Source organism: Paenibacillus lautus (genome assembly GCF_050482385.1).
Lineage (GTDB): Bacteria > Bacillota > Bacilli > Paenibacillales > Paenibacillaceae > Paenibacillus_AQ > Paenibacillus_AQ lautus_B.
This window is the reverse complement of the sequence record NZ_JBCNHV010000015.1, coordinates 343,419-358,912: the sequence shown is the minus strand read 5'-3', so window position 1 is coordinate 358,912 and position 15,494 is coordinate 343,419. Positions and strand designations below refer to the sequence as shown.

Sequence of the window (15,494 nt, the reverse complement as noted above, 5' to 3'; positions counted from 1 at the left end):
AGGATGTTGTGTTCGGAAAAGTAAAGGAGGTTGGAGCAATGGGTGAAGTAGCTGGGTACGGCGGAGGATACGGATCATCTGTTGGAGCAGTACTGGTTCTCTTTATTCTCTTGGTCATCATTCTTTCTGCGTTCGGATTTGGATTTGGAGTCTAATAGGTAATGAAAAAGAAACCCGCACCGGTTGCCCGGTGCGGGTTACTACTGTTCAAGGCGTTGCATGCCTGACGATTGGCGAGGTCCAACCTTCATATGGGATAGGCTTTGAAAGCAAAGACGACCATTTGTCGTATAACGCCCACGGTTTACCGGAATCCAGAAGAGCTTTGCAAGTATTCGACGCGTGTATATCCGATAATGCAATCCGAGAATCGATTCTCCAGCCTGCAGCGCTTCCGCATAAGTCAGGTCACGCGCACCCCGCTTGCCGCGGCCGACTTCTTTTAATAAGTGGATCATGATTTTGTTGCACCTCCAGAACCGGTCTCCTGCAGCAATTGATACAACTTGACGATCGAGGTTGCCACATCCACCATTCTTTTTCTTTCATTCATTGCCTGTTTCCGCAGGACATCGTATGCTTCGGATTCCGAAATATTATTCATCTTGCATAGAATGCCTTTGGCCATATCGATCCATTTCCGTTCTTCAATACGGGCAAGGAGCTGCGTTCTTTCATGATGCCATTGCTCTCGTTCGTAAAAATGTTTGGAACTAAAATGCAGCGCCCAATGCAGCTCATGCTCCTTCATGGTGGGAAATAAAAGTCCATCAATGATAACATCATCCTCACATGCTTCGAGAGATTGCGAAGCGGCATGATCGCTGCACCACCACAGAACCGGAATGCGCTTCTGTTGTTCGAGGGCGCTGGACCACGATTTGATTGCGGCAACCGGGAGGTGAAGAACCATTCCGTCTGCTTCCAATATTCCGGCCAGCGCTTGCTTCTCATTGCGGGCAAGGTGGACCTTGTAGCCATATGAACGAAGGATAAATTCCGGAAGAAGCGCCTTGGCATCTGTGTCACTTCGCTCTGAAGCGGGGACTGGATGTTGGATAACCAGCAATGAACGCATGGATTGACGCTCCTTTCATAAATGATATCCTGTCACAGGTTAAGCTCATGCAAAAGCCAATATTATGTTAAATTATATAACATATATAACAGGCAGATGTCGATATTTAATTAATTTTCTTTATTTCATGTCAAATATGTTGATAAACAGTTTGAGTGTAGTGTATATTTCCCTCAAGAACTTTATATTTCCCGGATACAACGGTGTATCCCCCATTAGCGGCAAAGAAGCCTGTTTTCGTTCCCGGTAAGAGTGTGCCTACTCTACTGGAGCGAATGCAGGCTATTTTGGTTTCTTTAAGCTTCTGATGAATCAACAAGTATATTCTAAGGTGTTAGACGGAAGGGAGCGCAAACCATGACAAAAAAGAAGTTAGTCATGATCGGGAATGGCATGGCAGGGGTACGGGCAATCGAGCATTTGATTAAGCTTGCGCCGGATGCTTATGAGATTACGATATTCGGATCGGAGCCTCATCCGAATTATAACCGGATCATGCTGTCATCTGTCCTTGCAGGTGGTATCGATATGAAGGAAATCATCATTAATGATTGGGATTGGTATAAGGAGAATCGGATCCAGTTATATGCGGGTCATACGGTGACCCGGATCGACACGCAGATTCGCAAAATTTTCTCCGATCAAGGCGCCGCCGCTGACTATGATGTATTGATTATTGCCACCGGTTCCAATCCATTTATGCTGCCATTGCCGGGTGCCGACAAGGAAGGCGTTATCGCATTCCGGGATATCCAGGATTGCGAAACGATGGTGAAGACGTCGCAGCAATTCAAGAAAGCGGTGGTTATCGGTGGAGGCCTGCTGGGTCTGGAGGCCGCTAGAGGGCTTTTGCATCTGGGTATGGATGTATCCGTGGTTCACCTTAACCCCTATCTGATGGAACGGCAATTGGACGAAACGGCGGGCAGAATGCTGCAGGGTGAACTTGAAACCCAAGGGATGAAATTTTTGCTGAATAAAAATTCGGAGTCCATCTCAGGGCGGAAGCGGGTGAAGGCACTCCATTTTACGGACGGAAGCCGTGTCGAGACCGATCTGATCGTAATGGCCGTCGGGATCAAGCCGAACGTTTCCTTGGCACATTCCTCCGGGATTGAAGTCAACCGCGGAATTGTTGTTAACGACTATATGGAGACGAATATCCCCGGCATCTATGCGGTGGGCGAATGCGCAGAGCATCGAGGAATCGCTTATGGTCTTGTGGCACCGCTATACGAACAGGGAGCAGTTCTTGCCAAGCATCTGGCGGATGTGGAGACGAGTGGATACGCCGGTTCCGTAACGTCAACGAAACTAAAGGTATCCGGCGTGGATGTGTTCTCAGCAGGTCATTTTGCAGACCCGGAAGGAACAAGATCGATGCGATATCAAGATGAGGTCGAAGGGGTATACAAAAAAATCGTCGTCCGCGAAGACCGGCTCATCGGGGCCGTGATGTTCGGCGATACGGGGGATGGACCGAAGCTGTTCTCGCTCATGAAAAGCGGCGAATCCATCAAGGGCCGGGAGAAGGAGCTTCTGTTAGGCACGGGTAATGCAAGCATTGTATCGATGGAACAGCGGCTGGCTCAGCTAGCGGATGATGAGATCATATGCGGCTGTAACGGCGTGTCGAAAGAAGCGATAAAAGATGCCATTCTTACGAAAAATTGCAACACCGCCGCTTCCGTTAAAGCTTGTACCAAAGCATCGGGATCCTGCGGCGGCTGCAAACCCCTTGTTGAGGGACTGGTTCAGTTATACGCCGGAGATGCTGCAGGGGAACCCGTAAAGGAAGGGATATGCGGGTGTACATCGCTAGGACGGGATGAAATTATCACAGAAATTACCCGTCTTGGACTTGGAACCGTCAAAGAAGTGATGAATGTGCTGGGGTGGGACAATCCGGAAGGGTGTTCTAAATGCCGGCCATCATTGAACTACTATCTGGGCATGCTGTTTCCGGAATCCTACGTGGATGAGAAGGAATCCCGCTTCACGAATGAGCGATACCATGCCAACATTCAGAAGGATGGCACCTATTCCGTTGTTCCCAGAATATATGGCGGGGTGACGTCGCCTTCGGAGCTAAAGAAAATTGCAGAGATTGCGGAAAAATTCGATGTACCAATGGTCAAGATTACAGGCGGACAACGGATCGACTTGCTTGGCGTTAAGAAGGAGGATCTGCCGAAGATGTGGGAGGAGCTGGATATGCCTTCCGGTTATGCTTACGGTAAAGCCCTCCGTACCGTTAAAACTTGCGTGGGGTCCACGTTTTGCCGATTCGGCACCCAGGATTCCATAGGCCTGGGTGTGCGCTTGGAGAAAGAGTTTGAGCGGCTGTGCACCCCGGCTAAAGTGAAACTCGCGGTTTCCGGATGTCCTAGAAATTGTGCAGAAGCGACCATCAAGGATTTTGGAGTCGTAGCGATTGATGGCGGATGGGAACTGCACGTCGGCGGCAATGGAGGCGTTCATGTTCGGGCAACGGAGTTATTATGCATCGTGAAGACGGAAGATGAGGTGCTCGAATGGGCCGGGGCATTTATCCAATACTATCGGGAAAACGCGCAGTGGAATGAGCGGACATCGGTTTGGATCGAGCGAGTAGGCTTGGACCATGTGAAAAAAGCATTAGAGAAGAAGGAGGACCGCGTCGCGCTCTTCTCGAGAATAAAGCTGGCTTTAAGCAAGCAGAAGGATCCGTGGAAGGAAATTACGTCGGACAGCGGGCTTCGTAAAAACTTCGTGCCTTTGCCTGATGCTGAACCTGTGACGAAATAGGGGGAATCCAAAATGACGAAACTTCATGTAGGATATGTGAACGAAATTGATCATAAGGGCTCAAGGACCATTGAGGTCGGTGGAACGGAAATCGCGCTGTTCCGTTTATCGGATGGGGATATTCTGGCCGTGGAGAACAAGTGCCCGCATAAAGGAGGCAAGCTTTCGGAGGGAATGGTGTGCGGGAAGCAGGTGCATTGTCCGCTGCATGATTGGAAGATCGACTTATGCAGCGGGCAGGTTCAAGAGCCGGATACGGGAAATGTAAACACCTACCAGGTAGAAGTTGACCCGGTGAGCGGCAGAATTTACCTGCAGGATCGTACTGCTTAACGCATAAGAGAGGGTGCACGATATGGATTATGTGAAACCGAATCAGGTAATGAATGACATGATCGAGGCCGGTGCTGCGAAAGCCCGGCTGAAGACTTCGCAGATGCTCATCCGCGGCATGTTGCCAGGCGCCATCCTGGCGTGTGCCACCACGCTAGCTTTTAGCGCTTCAAACCAAACGAATATCCCGATGGTGGGCGCACTCCTATTTCCGGTTGGCTTTGTGATGATTGTACTGCTGGGCTTAGAGTTGGTAACTGGAAGCTTTGCACTCTTGCCATTAGCCGTCCTGCAAAAGAAGGCTTCAAGTGCTTCCATGCTTGCGAATTACGGATGGGTTATTCTCGGACATGTGATAGGCTGTCTGATTTATGGGGGGCTCTATGCTCTTACCGTGACCAAGATGGGGACGGATATGAGCCATCCGCTTGTTCAGATGATCATCGACACGAGCGAGACGAAGACACTCGGCTATAAGGAGCTGGGCATGAGCGGTATGCTGCTGGTGGTGATCAAGGCTATGCTCTGCAACTGGATGGTGACGTTAGGCGTTGTCATGGCGTTTACGTCAAACTCAACGATAGGAAAAATCGTTGCGATGTGGCTGCCCATCCTGATCTTCTTCGGTCAAGGATTCGAGCATGCCGTGGTTAATATGTTTGTGATACCGGCGGGCATGATGCTCGGGGCGGATGTTAGTATGGCCGATTGGTGGCTTTGGAACCAAATCCCCGTACTCATAGGTAATTTTATTGGCGGAGCGGTATTTACCGGGGCGATGTTGTACTTATCCCAATACGGATTCGGAAAGCGGAGCGAGGTTAAACCGATTGCGAAGACCCAGCATGGACTCAGCGCTATGGAGACGACGGCGGTCCCGGTCGATAAAAGACGATGAGGTCGGGCATGGTGTATATTGTTGGCGCAGGTCCGGGAGATCCGGAGCTGATAACGCTGAAAGCCCTCCGGCGTATTCAGGAAGCGGACGTCATCATGTATGATCGGCTGGTGAACGATGAGCTGTTGAGTTACGCAAAAAAGGATGCTTTGCTCGTATATTGCGGTAAGGCACCCGGCAGCCATTCCGTTCCGCAGGAGAGAATTAATGAGAACATGGTAACCTTTGCCCTTGCCGGCCATCTTGTCGTCAGGCTCAAGGGAGGTGATCCGCTGATCTTCGGACGGGGCGGCGAAGAGGCGTGCGAATTGGCTGCTCGAGGCATTCCCTTCGAGATCGTGCCCGGCATCACCTCGGCTTTAGGCGCAGCCTCCTCCACAAGGATACCTCTGACCCACCGTGGGGCCAGCACTTCGGTAGCTTTTGTGAGCGGAACGAGCTGCCATGGAAATGAACGAAGTGTGAGGTGGGACTTGTTGGCTCACAGTGTGGATACGCTTGTGGTGTACATGGGCGTCAGCAGAATGGACGATATCTGTAAGGAGATGCTCGCTCATGGCAAGCCCCCATCGACTCCCGTTGCTATCGTTGAACAGGGGACCCGGGCAGAGGAGCGAACCATAATGGGAACGCTCGGAACCATCCACAAGATTGCCTTTCTTATGAACGTGAAGAATCCGGCACTTCTGATCATCGGTGAAGTTGTGCGAGTGAGGGATCAGCTCCTGAAGCTGGCTGCGGAGGCGGAGGAACGAACAGGATAAAGCTTATGCAGGCGTAAGGACGATGAATGGCGAAGCATGAGCATCGTTTAGTACATTGGAACGAAACACTGATACGCTGACAATAAAAGTGAACCCTATTATCCACTTGGGGTTCACTTTTATTTTGGTGTAGAACATGTTTGTGGTACAGGGAAGGCATACACTATATGGATCCGGCAATATGCGGTTTCACGATTCCAATTCACAGTAAGAGGGAAACGCTTACGCATCGGAGAATATCATGTTTACACAACCAATCATGATATGGCCAGAGTGTCGTAGGTTTTACTTCTTTACATCTTAAAAAAATGGGGGTGGCGCACATGAAGTATGACGTAATCGTGGTGGGAGCAGGCTTATCCGGTCTGGTGGCAACCGCAGAACTGGCCGAGGCCGGCAAGCGGGTGCTGCTGCTCGATCAGGAGCCGGAAAGCTCGCTGGGCGGGCAGGCATGGTGGTCTTTTGGCGGGTTATTCCTTGTTGATTCGCCCGAGCAGAGAAGACTGGGCATCAAGGATTCCCGTGAACTGGCATGGCAGGACTGGCTGGGAGCCGCTGGTTTCGATCGAGAGGATGACGAAGATCTGTGGGGGCGAAAATGGGCTGAGGCTTATGTTGACTTTGCGGCTGGCGAGAAGCGGGCATGGCTTCATTCGTTAGGGGTTCGATTCTTTCCCGTCGTAGGGTGGGCCGAACGCGGCGGATATCTCGCGGAGGGGCATGGTAATTCCGTGCCACGCTTTCATATTGTGTGGGGAACAGGTCCTGGAGTCGTACAACCATTCGAGTCCAGAGTCAAAGACGCCATACGTTCAGGAAGGGTTGATTATCGCCCCCGTCACCAAGTGGATGAACTTATTACGCGGGATGGTGCCGTGACAGGCGTAAGGGGTTCAGTCCGTGCTCCGAGTTCGGCTTGTCGTGGCGAAGCAAGCACACGGGATGTGGTCGGCGACTATGAATTTTTTGCAGAGGCCATTGTTGTCTCCAGCGGAGGAATCGGCGCCAATCATGAGCTGATCCGGCAGTGTTGGCCGTCTCGGCTCGGTAAGCCTCCCCAAGCGATGCTCTCTGGCGTTCCCGCACATGTGGACGGACGGATGCTGGGAATTACGGAGCAAGCAGGCGGGCGGGTCGTCAATAGGGACCGGATGTGGCACTACACGGAAGGGATTAAGAATTGGAGCCCGGTCTGGTCACAGCACGGAATCCGGATACTGCCAGGTCCTTCTTCTGTTTGGCTTGATGCCAAGGGACAAAGGCTCTCTGCCCCGAATTTCCCTGGCTTCGATACGCTGGGAACCCTGAAAGCCATTCAGGATACAGGCTTTGATTATTCCTGGTTCATTCTCACCAGAAAAGTGATAGAGAAGGAATTCGCCTTGTCCGGATCAGAGCAAAACCCGGATTTGACCGGAAAGAGCATCCGCAAAGTGTTTGGCAGAGCAGGTTCGGGTATCCCGGGGCCGGTGCAGGCATTCCTGGATCAAGGGGAGGATTTTGTTGTTGCCGATTCCCTGCCCGAGCTAGTGGATGGCATGAATAAACTGACAGGCGGCGATCTGATCAAGCGGGTGGACATTGAGCGTCAACTGGCTTCAAGAGACCGCGAGATGGATCATGCATTCACCAAGGATTTGCAGATTACGGCGCTTCGGGGTGCAAGGAATTACATCGGCGATCGTCTGATACGCGTAGCCAAACCGCATAAATTTCTTGATCCGGCCCATGGTCCTCTGATCGCGGTACGCTTACATATTCTTAGCCGGAAAACGCTGGGCGGGCTGCAGACGGATCTATCTGGGCGGGTACTAAATGCAAACGGCGAGCCGGTTCCCGGACTCTACGCGGTTGGAGAAGCCGCGGGCTTCGGAGGGGGAGGCGTTCACGGATACCGTGCATTGGAGGGAACGTTTCTGGGAGGCTGCCTGTTCACGGGGAGACAGGCCGGCCGGAGCATTGCAAAGCTCTGATGAGAGGCTGTCCATGTTTTGGGTTAACCCCACGGGAGATTGCCGACTAGTTGGCAGATCCTATATGACCAAGCGAAATGAAAATTTCTTCTTACTGTAAGATAGTCTATGGTATTCTGTTTGGTAGCACATGAAAGGAGAATGTCCATGTCCCATGAACAGGATATTACTGAAACCAACACAAAGCGGCTATCTCATATTCAATCTTACATAGATTCGCCCGACTTGCAGAACAAGCTGTATAAGAAGACCCTCATCGTTGTGATCCTCTCGCAAATATTCGGTGGGGCTGGCTTGGCCGCAGGATTGACGGTGGGTGCGCTTTTGGCACAGGATATGCTCAAGACGGACAGCTATGCAGGAATCCCGGTTGCTCTTATAACGGTCGGTTCCGCACTGGGGGCCTGGTATATTGGCCGGCTTACCCAGCGATATGGAAGAGGGCCGGGTTTGGCTGCCGGATTCCTGGCGGGCGGAATTGCCGCGATCGGAGTCATATTGGCTGCCGTTTATCAAAATATGTATCTGCTGTTCGCTTCGTTGTTGATATACGGTGCAGGTACCGCCACGAATATGCAAGCTCGTTATGCAGGCACGGATTTGGCTAAACCTTCACAGCGGGCAGGAGCGGTCAGCATGGCGATGGTTTCCACCACCTTCGGTGCCGTTGCAGGTCCGAATCTGGTGGGGGTTATGGGGAACGTTGCGGAATCCTTCGGGATTCCTGGATTGGCAGGACCGTTTATGTTGGCGGCCGTGGCTTTTATTCTGGCAGGCCTGATACTGCTATTATTCCTGCGCCCGGATCCCTATGCGATAGCCCAAGCGATTGAGGAAGCTAAAATAAAAATTTCCGGCGATTCTTCTGCCGGGGCGGCGAACGGATCAGAACGAAACAAACGGGGGATCATGGTTGGTACATGTGTGATGATATTGACTCAGGTGGTCATGGTATCGATCATGACCATGACGCCCGTCCATATGAAACATCACGGACATGACCTGAGTGCGGTAGGTTTGGTGATTGGCATTCATATCGGAGCGATGTACCTGCCCTCGTTAATCACGGGTTTCCTCGTGGACAAAATCGGCCGCATCCGCATGTCAATCGCTTCTGGAGTCGTGCTTCTGAGTTCCGGGATTCTAGCCGCTGTGGCTCCTGCCGAATCCATGGTGCTGATCATAACGGCGCTGGCTTTACTGGGTCTGGGTTGGAACCTTGGCTTCATCAGCGGAACGGCACTCATCATAGATGCTACCCATCCTTCCGCCCGCGCCAGAACGCAGGGGACGGTGGACGTCTTGATTGCTTTAGCAGGAGCATCGGGCGGCGCTTTATCCGGCATGGTGGTTGCCCATACCAGTTACGGTACCCTCTCGATTGCGGGAGGTTTGCTGTCACTGGTAATGATACCTGTTTGTCTAAGCTCGGTAAACAAGCGCAAACCTTCGTCATCCTCAAAAAACGCGGCATTATAATGAAACAGCCTCCTATCGACCACGATAGGAGGCTGTTTTGTAATGCCATTAAGGAAGGATGTTGCCTGCCGCACGGTAAATGGCATACCATTCTTCGCGGGTGAGCGTTACATCGCCGGCTTTAATGCAGTCTTGCAAACGATTGATATTCATCGTCCCGATGATCGGCTGCATGTGTGCAGGGTGACGAAGAAGCCATGCGATGGCAATCGTGGTGTTGGTTACGTTGTATTTTTCTGCAATCTCATCGATCTTCTGATTAAGCTCAGGGAACTTGTCGCTTCCAAGGAATACGCCTTCAAAGAACCCGTATTGGAAAGGCGACCAAGGCTGAATCGTAATGTCGTGAAGTCGGCAGAAATCCAGTACGCTGCCATCACGGTTAACTGCTGCATCATTTTCCATATTGACGTTGATCCCGCTTTGAATCATGGTGGTGTTCGTGATGCTAAGCTGCAGTTGGTTGGCTACGAGCGGCTGCTTCACTGCTTTTTTCAGAAGCTGGATTTGCATCGGATTCTGGTTGGATACGCCGAAATGACGCACTTTACCGGAGCTTTCGAGCTGATCGAATGCCTCAGCCACCTCTTCAGGCTCAACTAACGCATCCGGACGGTGAAGAAGGAGTACGTCGAGATACTCGGTTTTGAGTCTTTTCAGGATGCTATCGACGGAATTCAAGATATGTTCTTTGGAGAAATCGAACATACCCGGACGAATTCCGCATTTGGATTGCAGAATGATTTTCTCCCGGACTTCTGCATTCATATGTATAGCATCTGCAAAAATTTCCTCGCATGCTCCGCCGCCATAGATGTCGGCATGGTCGAAGAAGTTAGCGCCTTCCTCCAGTGCGGATTGCACGAAACGCTCGGCTTCCGCTTTCTCCAGCGAATTTATACGCATGCAACCCACGGCTACAACAGGTACTTCTAGTGAACTGTTTCCAAGCTTCATCGTTTTCATGATTACGGTCCTCCAATTCAAAAATAGGTTGATTGTGCGACCACCTCGCTGTAGTTGCAGGGGCAGCAGTGAACGTGTAAGCGAAACTACATAGTTGAATAGGTCCATGCTGACAGTCTCTAGTTTATTGTGACATGTAGGTGGCAAGGTGTACAAGCTTAAATTTGATAAGAGAGTCCGCATGCAAAAAGAATGACGATCCTTCATCCTGAATACTTTGGAGCTCTTTTGCCTTTGCATCCGCGATGATAGCACCCATATCCGGAAAACTGGTCAGCCACGCTTCATTAGTTGAACAGCACTCGAGCATAAGTAAGTTCAGTTAAACAATAACCATTTTCGCCTGAAGAAAAAAAGTCAGCGGTAGTTGGGATACATAAGTAAGTGCGTATGATGTACCCCTGACTACCGCATAACTTTGGAGTTTTATTACAGCGCTTTGACATTCCGGATGACGATACGGCTGTGAGGAAGAGACGGCATATCATGAAAGCTGAAGCTTACATCCTGCACGGGCACTTCATAACTCATCTTGTTCGCGAGAAAGTCGAGACTCTCCTTCATGATCTCAAGCGTAATCCACTCACCGGCACAGCGGTGTCCCGTATGATGGTCTCCGCCTCCTTGGGGGATGAAATTAAAGGGGCTCCCGTTCCAATCGTCGAAACGATCCGGCTTAAACAGCTCCGGCTGCTCCCACAGACCCGGATGATGGTTTGTTCCGTATAAATCGAGGATTGTGAGCACGCCTTTATCGAATGCATATCCGTTCCAGGTAAAATCCTTCCGTGCACGCGCAGGCGCAAAGGGGAAGAAGGGGTAGAACCGCCGTACTTCCTGAACAAAATTCTTGAGCTGCTTCTCGTCGGAGGTCATCAATTTCTCACGCTCTTCGGGCTGCTGAATGACAGCTAAAGCGGTAAAGCATACGTAAATGGCAACCGCTACGATGGGGCGAAGAATGTTAAGGATTTCTACCGCTGCGGTTTCGTTGTCCAGGAGCTCGCCCCTAAGATCGCGGTGCCAGGACATTGTATGCAGGGTGCTGCCCTGTTGCGGATCTAATGCTCCACTGCGCACGTCATCTACGAGGTCCTGTATCCATTTTTCCGCTTTAGCCCGGGCATTTCTTCCCTTCCTATGCTTGATACCCAAGGCTGCTGTAGCTTCAATCATGTCAGCAAGCCAGCCCGTTTTCTCTTTCAATTCCGCTTCGGAAAGCGGCACGTCCGCCCACTCACAGGCCGCTCGACATAGAATTTCTTGAGCTTCCTTATAAATCTCGACTTTATCCTCGGATTCCCATCGTCTTACAGCAAGGTCCCAATGTTTACGGGTGATTTCTCTCATGCTGCGAAGAGCTTCCCTGGACATCAAAGACATGAACATCGCTTTGCGATGATGATGCTCTTCGCCATCCAGTGTCTGTACACCGTCTTCACCGAACAGGGTTTTCAGCACGCGTTTCGGCGCAGCGCCGCCTCGAACAAACTTCTCCTGGTCATAAAATAGCTTGGCCGCTTTTTCTCCACGCATGCAGATAGCACGTTCGCCCAATAGACGCGTCTCGAATAGATCAGATTGAAAGCCGATGGTTCTGTTGGTAATGAACAAGTAGCCTTCGCGCAGTACATTCAAGCTGTGATCCAGCCCCTCTTCCTTGGGAATCGATTTGATATTTTCCATAACGGTCGCCTCCTGGATATTCAAGATTAGAAATGATAACGTGCTTCCAACACAATATATCTTAAATACCCGTTCTTATCCGATTTGAACAAACCTAGCTTCTATTCACATGTCTAAAGACTGGCCACATGGATTAGAAATATGCGGGCTTATGGTCTATCCTTTGCAGGATTCTCATGCTTGCGAGAGAAATTAATTAGAATGTACATAACTAAAAATGAGCAGGAGGGTGAGGATCGTGACAGCAGAAGTAACCAAGGTATATAAAGAAAATATCCCATCAGCGCGCTTGATCGGCAAACGGTATTCCGATGAGCATCGGAATGCGGCGGGAAGCTTCGCGGACCGATGGGATGAATGGTCCGCCAAGGGCTGGTTCGAAGAGATCGGGAAGCTAGGCGCACTGCCAGAATCGGAGGGTTCTTCTTACGGACTCATGCGAATGAGCGGAAATCAGTTTGAATATTGGATCGGGATGCTGTTCCCGGAGCACACGGAAGTTCCGGTAGGATTTGATTATGCGGATCTGGCGGAAGGCGATGTGGGGATCTGTTGGTTGTACGGCGATAGGGATAATGGTGAGCTTTTCGGTATGGAGCCCCATAACGCATGTATGGCTAAAATCGCCGAACAAGGCTGGATTTTGGACGACAATCCGTGGTTCTTCGAACGCTATCACGATATCCGATTTATGACGCCGGATGAACAAGGGAACGTCATATTGGACTACGGTGTTTACGTGAAATGAGACGTATGATTCGCTTCGTATGTATGAGGCCGTCCCAAAAATAGATTTAGTTTCTTGACGTACGGCTCTCATAAACAGAAACCAGATGGTGTAGCGGAGAGGACGAATCGATTCCGGACAAGTGTCAGCGCTCGCCTTTACCTCCACATTTCGTCCTTGCTCAGAACCATTCCAAGAAATGTGGGGGCAACAGCGATGGAAGGAACGATTCGTACATGGAGCGTCTTCTAACAGCAAGAAGAGGGCCTCTAGCAAGATCTAAGATCTTTTGGGACACCCCCCATCTATTCTTCTGATTCAGTTGCGCAGACTACATGCCAGAACCTGATCGCCAAATGACCGGATATCCTCCAGATAGTTGTAGCCCGGCGGATTAGGCTCCGCCTGGTTATACATCCGGACAGCAACGATCTTATGGTCGGGGATGACCAAGCAAGCGCAACCGGTGATCCCTAATATTTGATATGTACCGCTGGGGAGCGTGCTGCCTATTTCCGAGATGGCTCTCGGTTTGTCTTGTATCCACCAAGCATAACCGTTTCTCGGCAAACGATCGTCAAGGACCGGAGGGCTTTGATTGGTGGTGGTCTGTTCAAAAATGTTGCGAGGGATAATCTGCTTCCCCTGAATCAATCCTTTATTCAAGTGAAGATATCCCCAAAAAGCCAAATCGCGAGCACTCACAAATAGATTCGCTTGATCACCGCTGTCGAAAGTATATTCTTCACCTAACCAAACCAGATGTTCGTCTCGGTTCATGGTCCATCCTGTCTCCATGAGATGACATGGCCGGAAGACTGTGTGCATCATAACTTGGGCCAGAGACATGTCAAAGACCTGGTGAATAAGCCTACTCAGCATTTTAATGCCCACGTTATTGTAATGCCACCCGGTTCCTGCAGGAAACCGCCTTTCCTGATGGTTTAAGAGCCCGTGCGTATGGGTCAATAAGTGCCTGATGGTCGTTCCCCTCACGATATCCGTGTCCAAATCTGCCAGGTAATCGGCGATCTCATCATCTATGCTTGCTATTTTTTGCTGGTGCACCGCTAACGCGATGGCGAAGCCGATGTATGATTTGCGGACGGAAGCTACGTTAAAGCGGGTAGGGGCTGCAACGATTTTCTTATCCGCTTCATATTCGTAGCTGCCACTGTAGAATTCGTTAACGACCACATCCTGATGAATGATGTAGGTTGCAGCCGCTGAACAGGCAAGCTGTTTTTTTATGTCGAGCACATACTCGTTAAGCAACTTGTATTTGTCGGTAAGTACGGTTTTCAACCCTTTATTCGGCGTGGCCTGCATGCTTGATTTCACCTCGTTTACTGGAATTTTATGAGTGACTCGAGCTCTCCGTTTCTAGGGGAATGCTCGAGTCACCATTCGTTCAGCTTCTGCTCACGAATTTCTTTGCGTTGTCTACTTTTAGCCTTTTAATATGTTGAGTTAATAGATTCTTGTCGCTTACGAAACCGATATGCCTTGCGGTGTTGAACTATTTATAAAGCTATCTGTCATTATATTACTCTCCTTATCTGTTAAGATGATTTTATAAAATCACACTAGAATATGTAAACTATAAATAGAGGTAACGGCAATACTGCATGTCAACTTTAAAATTTTTATAATAGGAGGACATCGAGATGAAAGAAGGATGGGAACGCGCAGTGCCGCCGATGCAACTAGACATCACACAAATTCATGACATCATTTCACCCATATTCCCCGGTAAAAAAGTAGCAACCGCTGAACGGATCGGTACCGGACTTAGCAATACCAACTACAAAATTCGTCTGGAAGGCACTGCAGAGCCTTACGTGCTGCGCTTGTTCAGGAAAGGTCGGGAGATTGCAGAAAAAGAGCTGGCTATCATTCGAAGGGTACGCCAAACCGTTCCTGTTGCCGATTATATCTATGCGGATATGAGCTGCGGCATATTCGATAAGCCATGGGCGATAATGGAGTGGAAGGAAGGCGGTCTTCTTCGTGACGTAATGCGCGATGGAAGCAAGCAGGATCTCGTTGCCGCTGCAGCCTCCGCCGGACGCACTCTCGCCAATATCCATAAACATACATTTACGGAATCCGGTTTCTTCAATGGGGACATGGAAGTCCAGGATCCGATGAGGATGGACGGGGAACGGTTTCTCGCATTTATTGAACAAAGCCTCTTTCAAGAGCTGTGCGGCCAATGGCTCGGGGAAGAGCTAGCTCAATCGGTATGGTCCTTCAGTCAAACGTATAGTCATTTATTGTCGGAGATTGAAGATACGCCTATGCTTGTTCACTCAGACTATAATGGCTTAAATATATTAATGCGGCATGGTCCTGAAGGATGTGAGGTTTCGGCAGTGCTTGATTGGGAGGACGCTTTTTCATGGAACCGATACGTAGATATAGCCAATATGCTTCGATACGAACCCGATGGATCTGTATTTGAAAAGAACTTTGTTCGTGCATATCGTGAGGAAGGAGCGGTTCTGTATGATCATTGGAAAATCCTGTCCAAGCTTGAGGATCTTGTTGCCTTGTGCGATATGTTAACCCATTCCAGCTTGGCTACGCCCAATCGAATGCATGATCTTCAGTGTTTAATTGCGGGAACCGTTCAGGTTACGAAGGGCTGAGTTTTTTTCTATTCGTCAATCAAAATAAGAATTTGAATTGCATTATAGACTTTATTTATCTATAATAGACATTGTAAGTCTGTAATAATGAATCTTGGTGGTAGTCTTCCTTAAGCACGAAGAAAAACAAGAAGGAATGTCTTCTTGTACTA

General features: G+C 49.9%; 14 protein-coding genes. 9 read left to right on the top strand and 5 right to left on the bottom strand.

What is annotated here, in order from left to right; genetic code table 11:
- Positions 1 to 38: 38 nt before the first annotated feature.
- Positions 39 to 155: a YjcZ family sporulation protein gene (locus tag ABEW73_RS19980; RefSeq protein ID WP_430172311.1), complete on the top strand. Its 117-nt coding sequence runs from the start codon at positions 39 to 41 to the stop codon at positions 153 to 155.
- Positions 156 to 200: 45 nt separating this feature from the next.
- Here ABEW73_RS19980 and ABEW73_RS19975 read toward each other — a convergent pair whose 3' ends face one another.
- Positions 201 to 458, bottom strand: coding sequence for a hypothetical protein (locus tag ABEW73_RS19975; RefSeq protein WP_430172383.1), 258 nt, complete (start codon positions 456 to 458; stop codon positions 201 to 203).
- Positions 455 to 1,078 (bottom strand): ANTAR domain-containing response regulator, encoded by a 624-nt coding sequence (locus tag ABEW73_RS19970; protein ID WP_430172309.1) that lies wholly within the window; start codon positions 1,076 to 1,078, stop codon positions 455 to 457. Before ABEW73_RS19970 ends, ABEW73_RS19975 begins: the two co-directional genes overlap by 4 nt.
- Before the next feature lie 357 nt (positions 1,079 to 1,435).
- Here ABEW73_RS19970 and nirB point away from each other — a divergent pair, with 357 nt between their 5' ends.
- The 6 genes from nirB to ABEW73_RS19940 all read left to right on the top strand — a co-directional run bounded on the left by nirB (position 1,436) and on the right by ABEW73_RS19940 (position 9,312).
- Positions 1,436 to 3,865 carry a nitrite reductase large subunit NirB gene (gene nirB, locus ABEW73_RS19965; RefSeq protein WP_430172307.1) on the top strand — a complete coding sequence of 810 codons (2,430 nt, stop codon included), beginning with the start codon at positions 1,436 to 1,438 and terminating at the stop codon, positions 3,863 to 3,865.
- A gap of 12 nt (positions 3,866 to 3,877) precedes the next feature.
- On the top strand, positions 3,878 to 4,198 hold the full coding sequence (nirD, locus tag ABEW73_RS19960) for a nitrite reductase small subunit NirD (protein WP_430172305.1): 321 nt from the start codon (positions 3,878 to 3,880) through the stop codon (positions 4,196 to 4,198).
- Positions 4,199 to 4,220: 22 nt separating this feature from the next.
- Positions 4,221 to 5,096, top strand: coding sequence for a formate/nitrite transporter family protein (locus tag ABEW73_RS19955; protein WP_430172304.1), 876 nt, complete (start codon positions 4,221 to 4,223; stop codon positions 5,094 to 5,096).
- A gap of 8 nt (positions 5,097 to 5,104) precedes the next feature.
- Complete coding sequence (gene cobA / locus ABEW73_RS19950; RefSeq protein WP_430172302.1) at positions 5,105 to 5,860, top strand: uroporphyrinogen-III C-methyltransferase; 756 nt, start codon at positions 5,105 to 5,107, stop codon at positions 5,858 to 5,860.
- A 323-nt stretch (positions 5,861 to 6,183) separates the two neighbouring features.
- On the top strand, positions 6,184 to 7,833 hold the full coding sequence (locus tag ABEW73_RS19945) for an FAD-binding dehydrogenase (RefSeq protein WP_430172300.1): 1,650 nt from the start codon (positions 6,184 to 6,186) through the stop codon (positions 7,831 to 7,833).
- 147 nt (positions 7,834 to 7,980) lie between these two features.
- A complete protein-coding gene (locus tag ABEW73_RS19940) occupies positions 7,981 to 9,312 on the top strand; it encodes an MFS transporter (protein ID WP_430172298.1) in 1,332 nt (443 codons plus the stop codon).
- A gap of 48 nt (positions 9,313 to 9,360) precedes the next feature.
- Here ABEW73_RS19940 and ABEW73_RS19935 read toward each other — a convergent pair whose 3' ends face one another.
- Positions 9,361 to 10,278, bottom strand: coding sequence for an aldo/keto reductase (locus ABEW73_RS19935; protein ID WP_430172296.1), 918 nt, complete (start codon positions 10,276 to 10,278; stop codon positions 9,361 to 9,363).
- A 429-nt stretch (positions 10,279 to 10,707) separates the two neighbouring features.
- Positions 10,708 to 11,964, bottom strand: coding sequence for a cytochrome P450 (locus ABEW73_RS19930; RefSeq protein WP_430172294.1), 1,257 nt, complete (start codon positions 11,962 to 11,964; stop codon positions 10,708 to 10,710).
- A 238-nt stretch (positions 11,965 to 12,202) separates the two neighbouring features.
- Between ABEW73_RS19930 and ABEW73_RS19925 the strand changes: the two genes are divergently transcribed.
- Entirely contained in the window at positions 12,203 to 12,712 is a 510-nt protein-coding gene (locus ABEW73_RS19925; protein WP_430172293.1) for an AraC family transcriptional regulator, read from the top strand.
- A gap of 297 nt (positions 12,713 to 13,009) precedes the next feature.
- Here ABEW73_RS19925 and ABEW73_RS19920 read toward each other — a convergent pair whose 3' ends face one another.
- Entirely contained in the window at positions 13,010 to 14,020 is a 1,011-nt protein-coding gene (locus ABEW73_RS19920; protein ID WP_430172291.1) for a serine hydrolase domain-containing protein, read from the bottom strand.
- Between the two features lie 338 nt (positions 14,021 to 14,358).
- Between ABEW73_RS19920 and ABEW73_RS19915 the strand changes: the two genes are divergently transcribed.
- Positions 14,359 to 15,342: a phosphotransferase family protein gene (locus ABEW73_RS19915; protein ID WP_430172289.1), complete on the top strand. Its 984-nt coding sequence runs from the start codon at positions 14,359 to 14,361 to the stop codon at positions 15,340 to 15,342.
- Positions 15,343 to 15,494 lie beyond the last annotated feature (152 nt).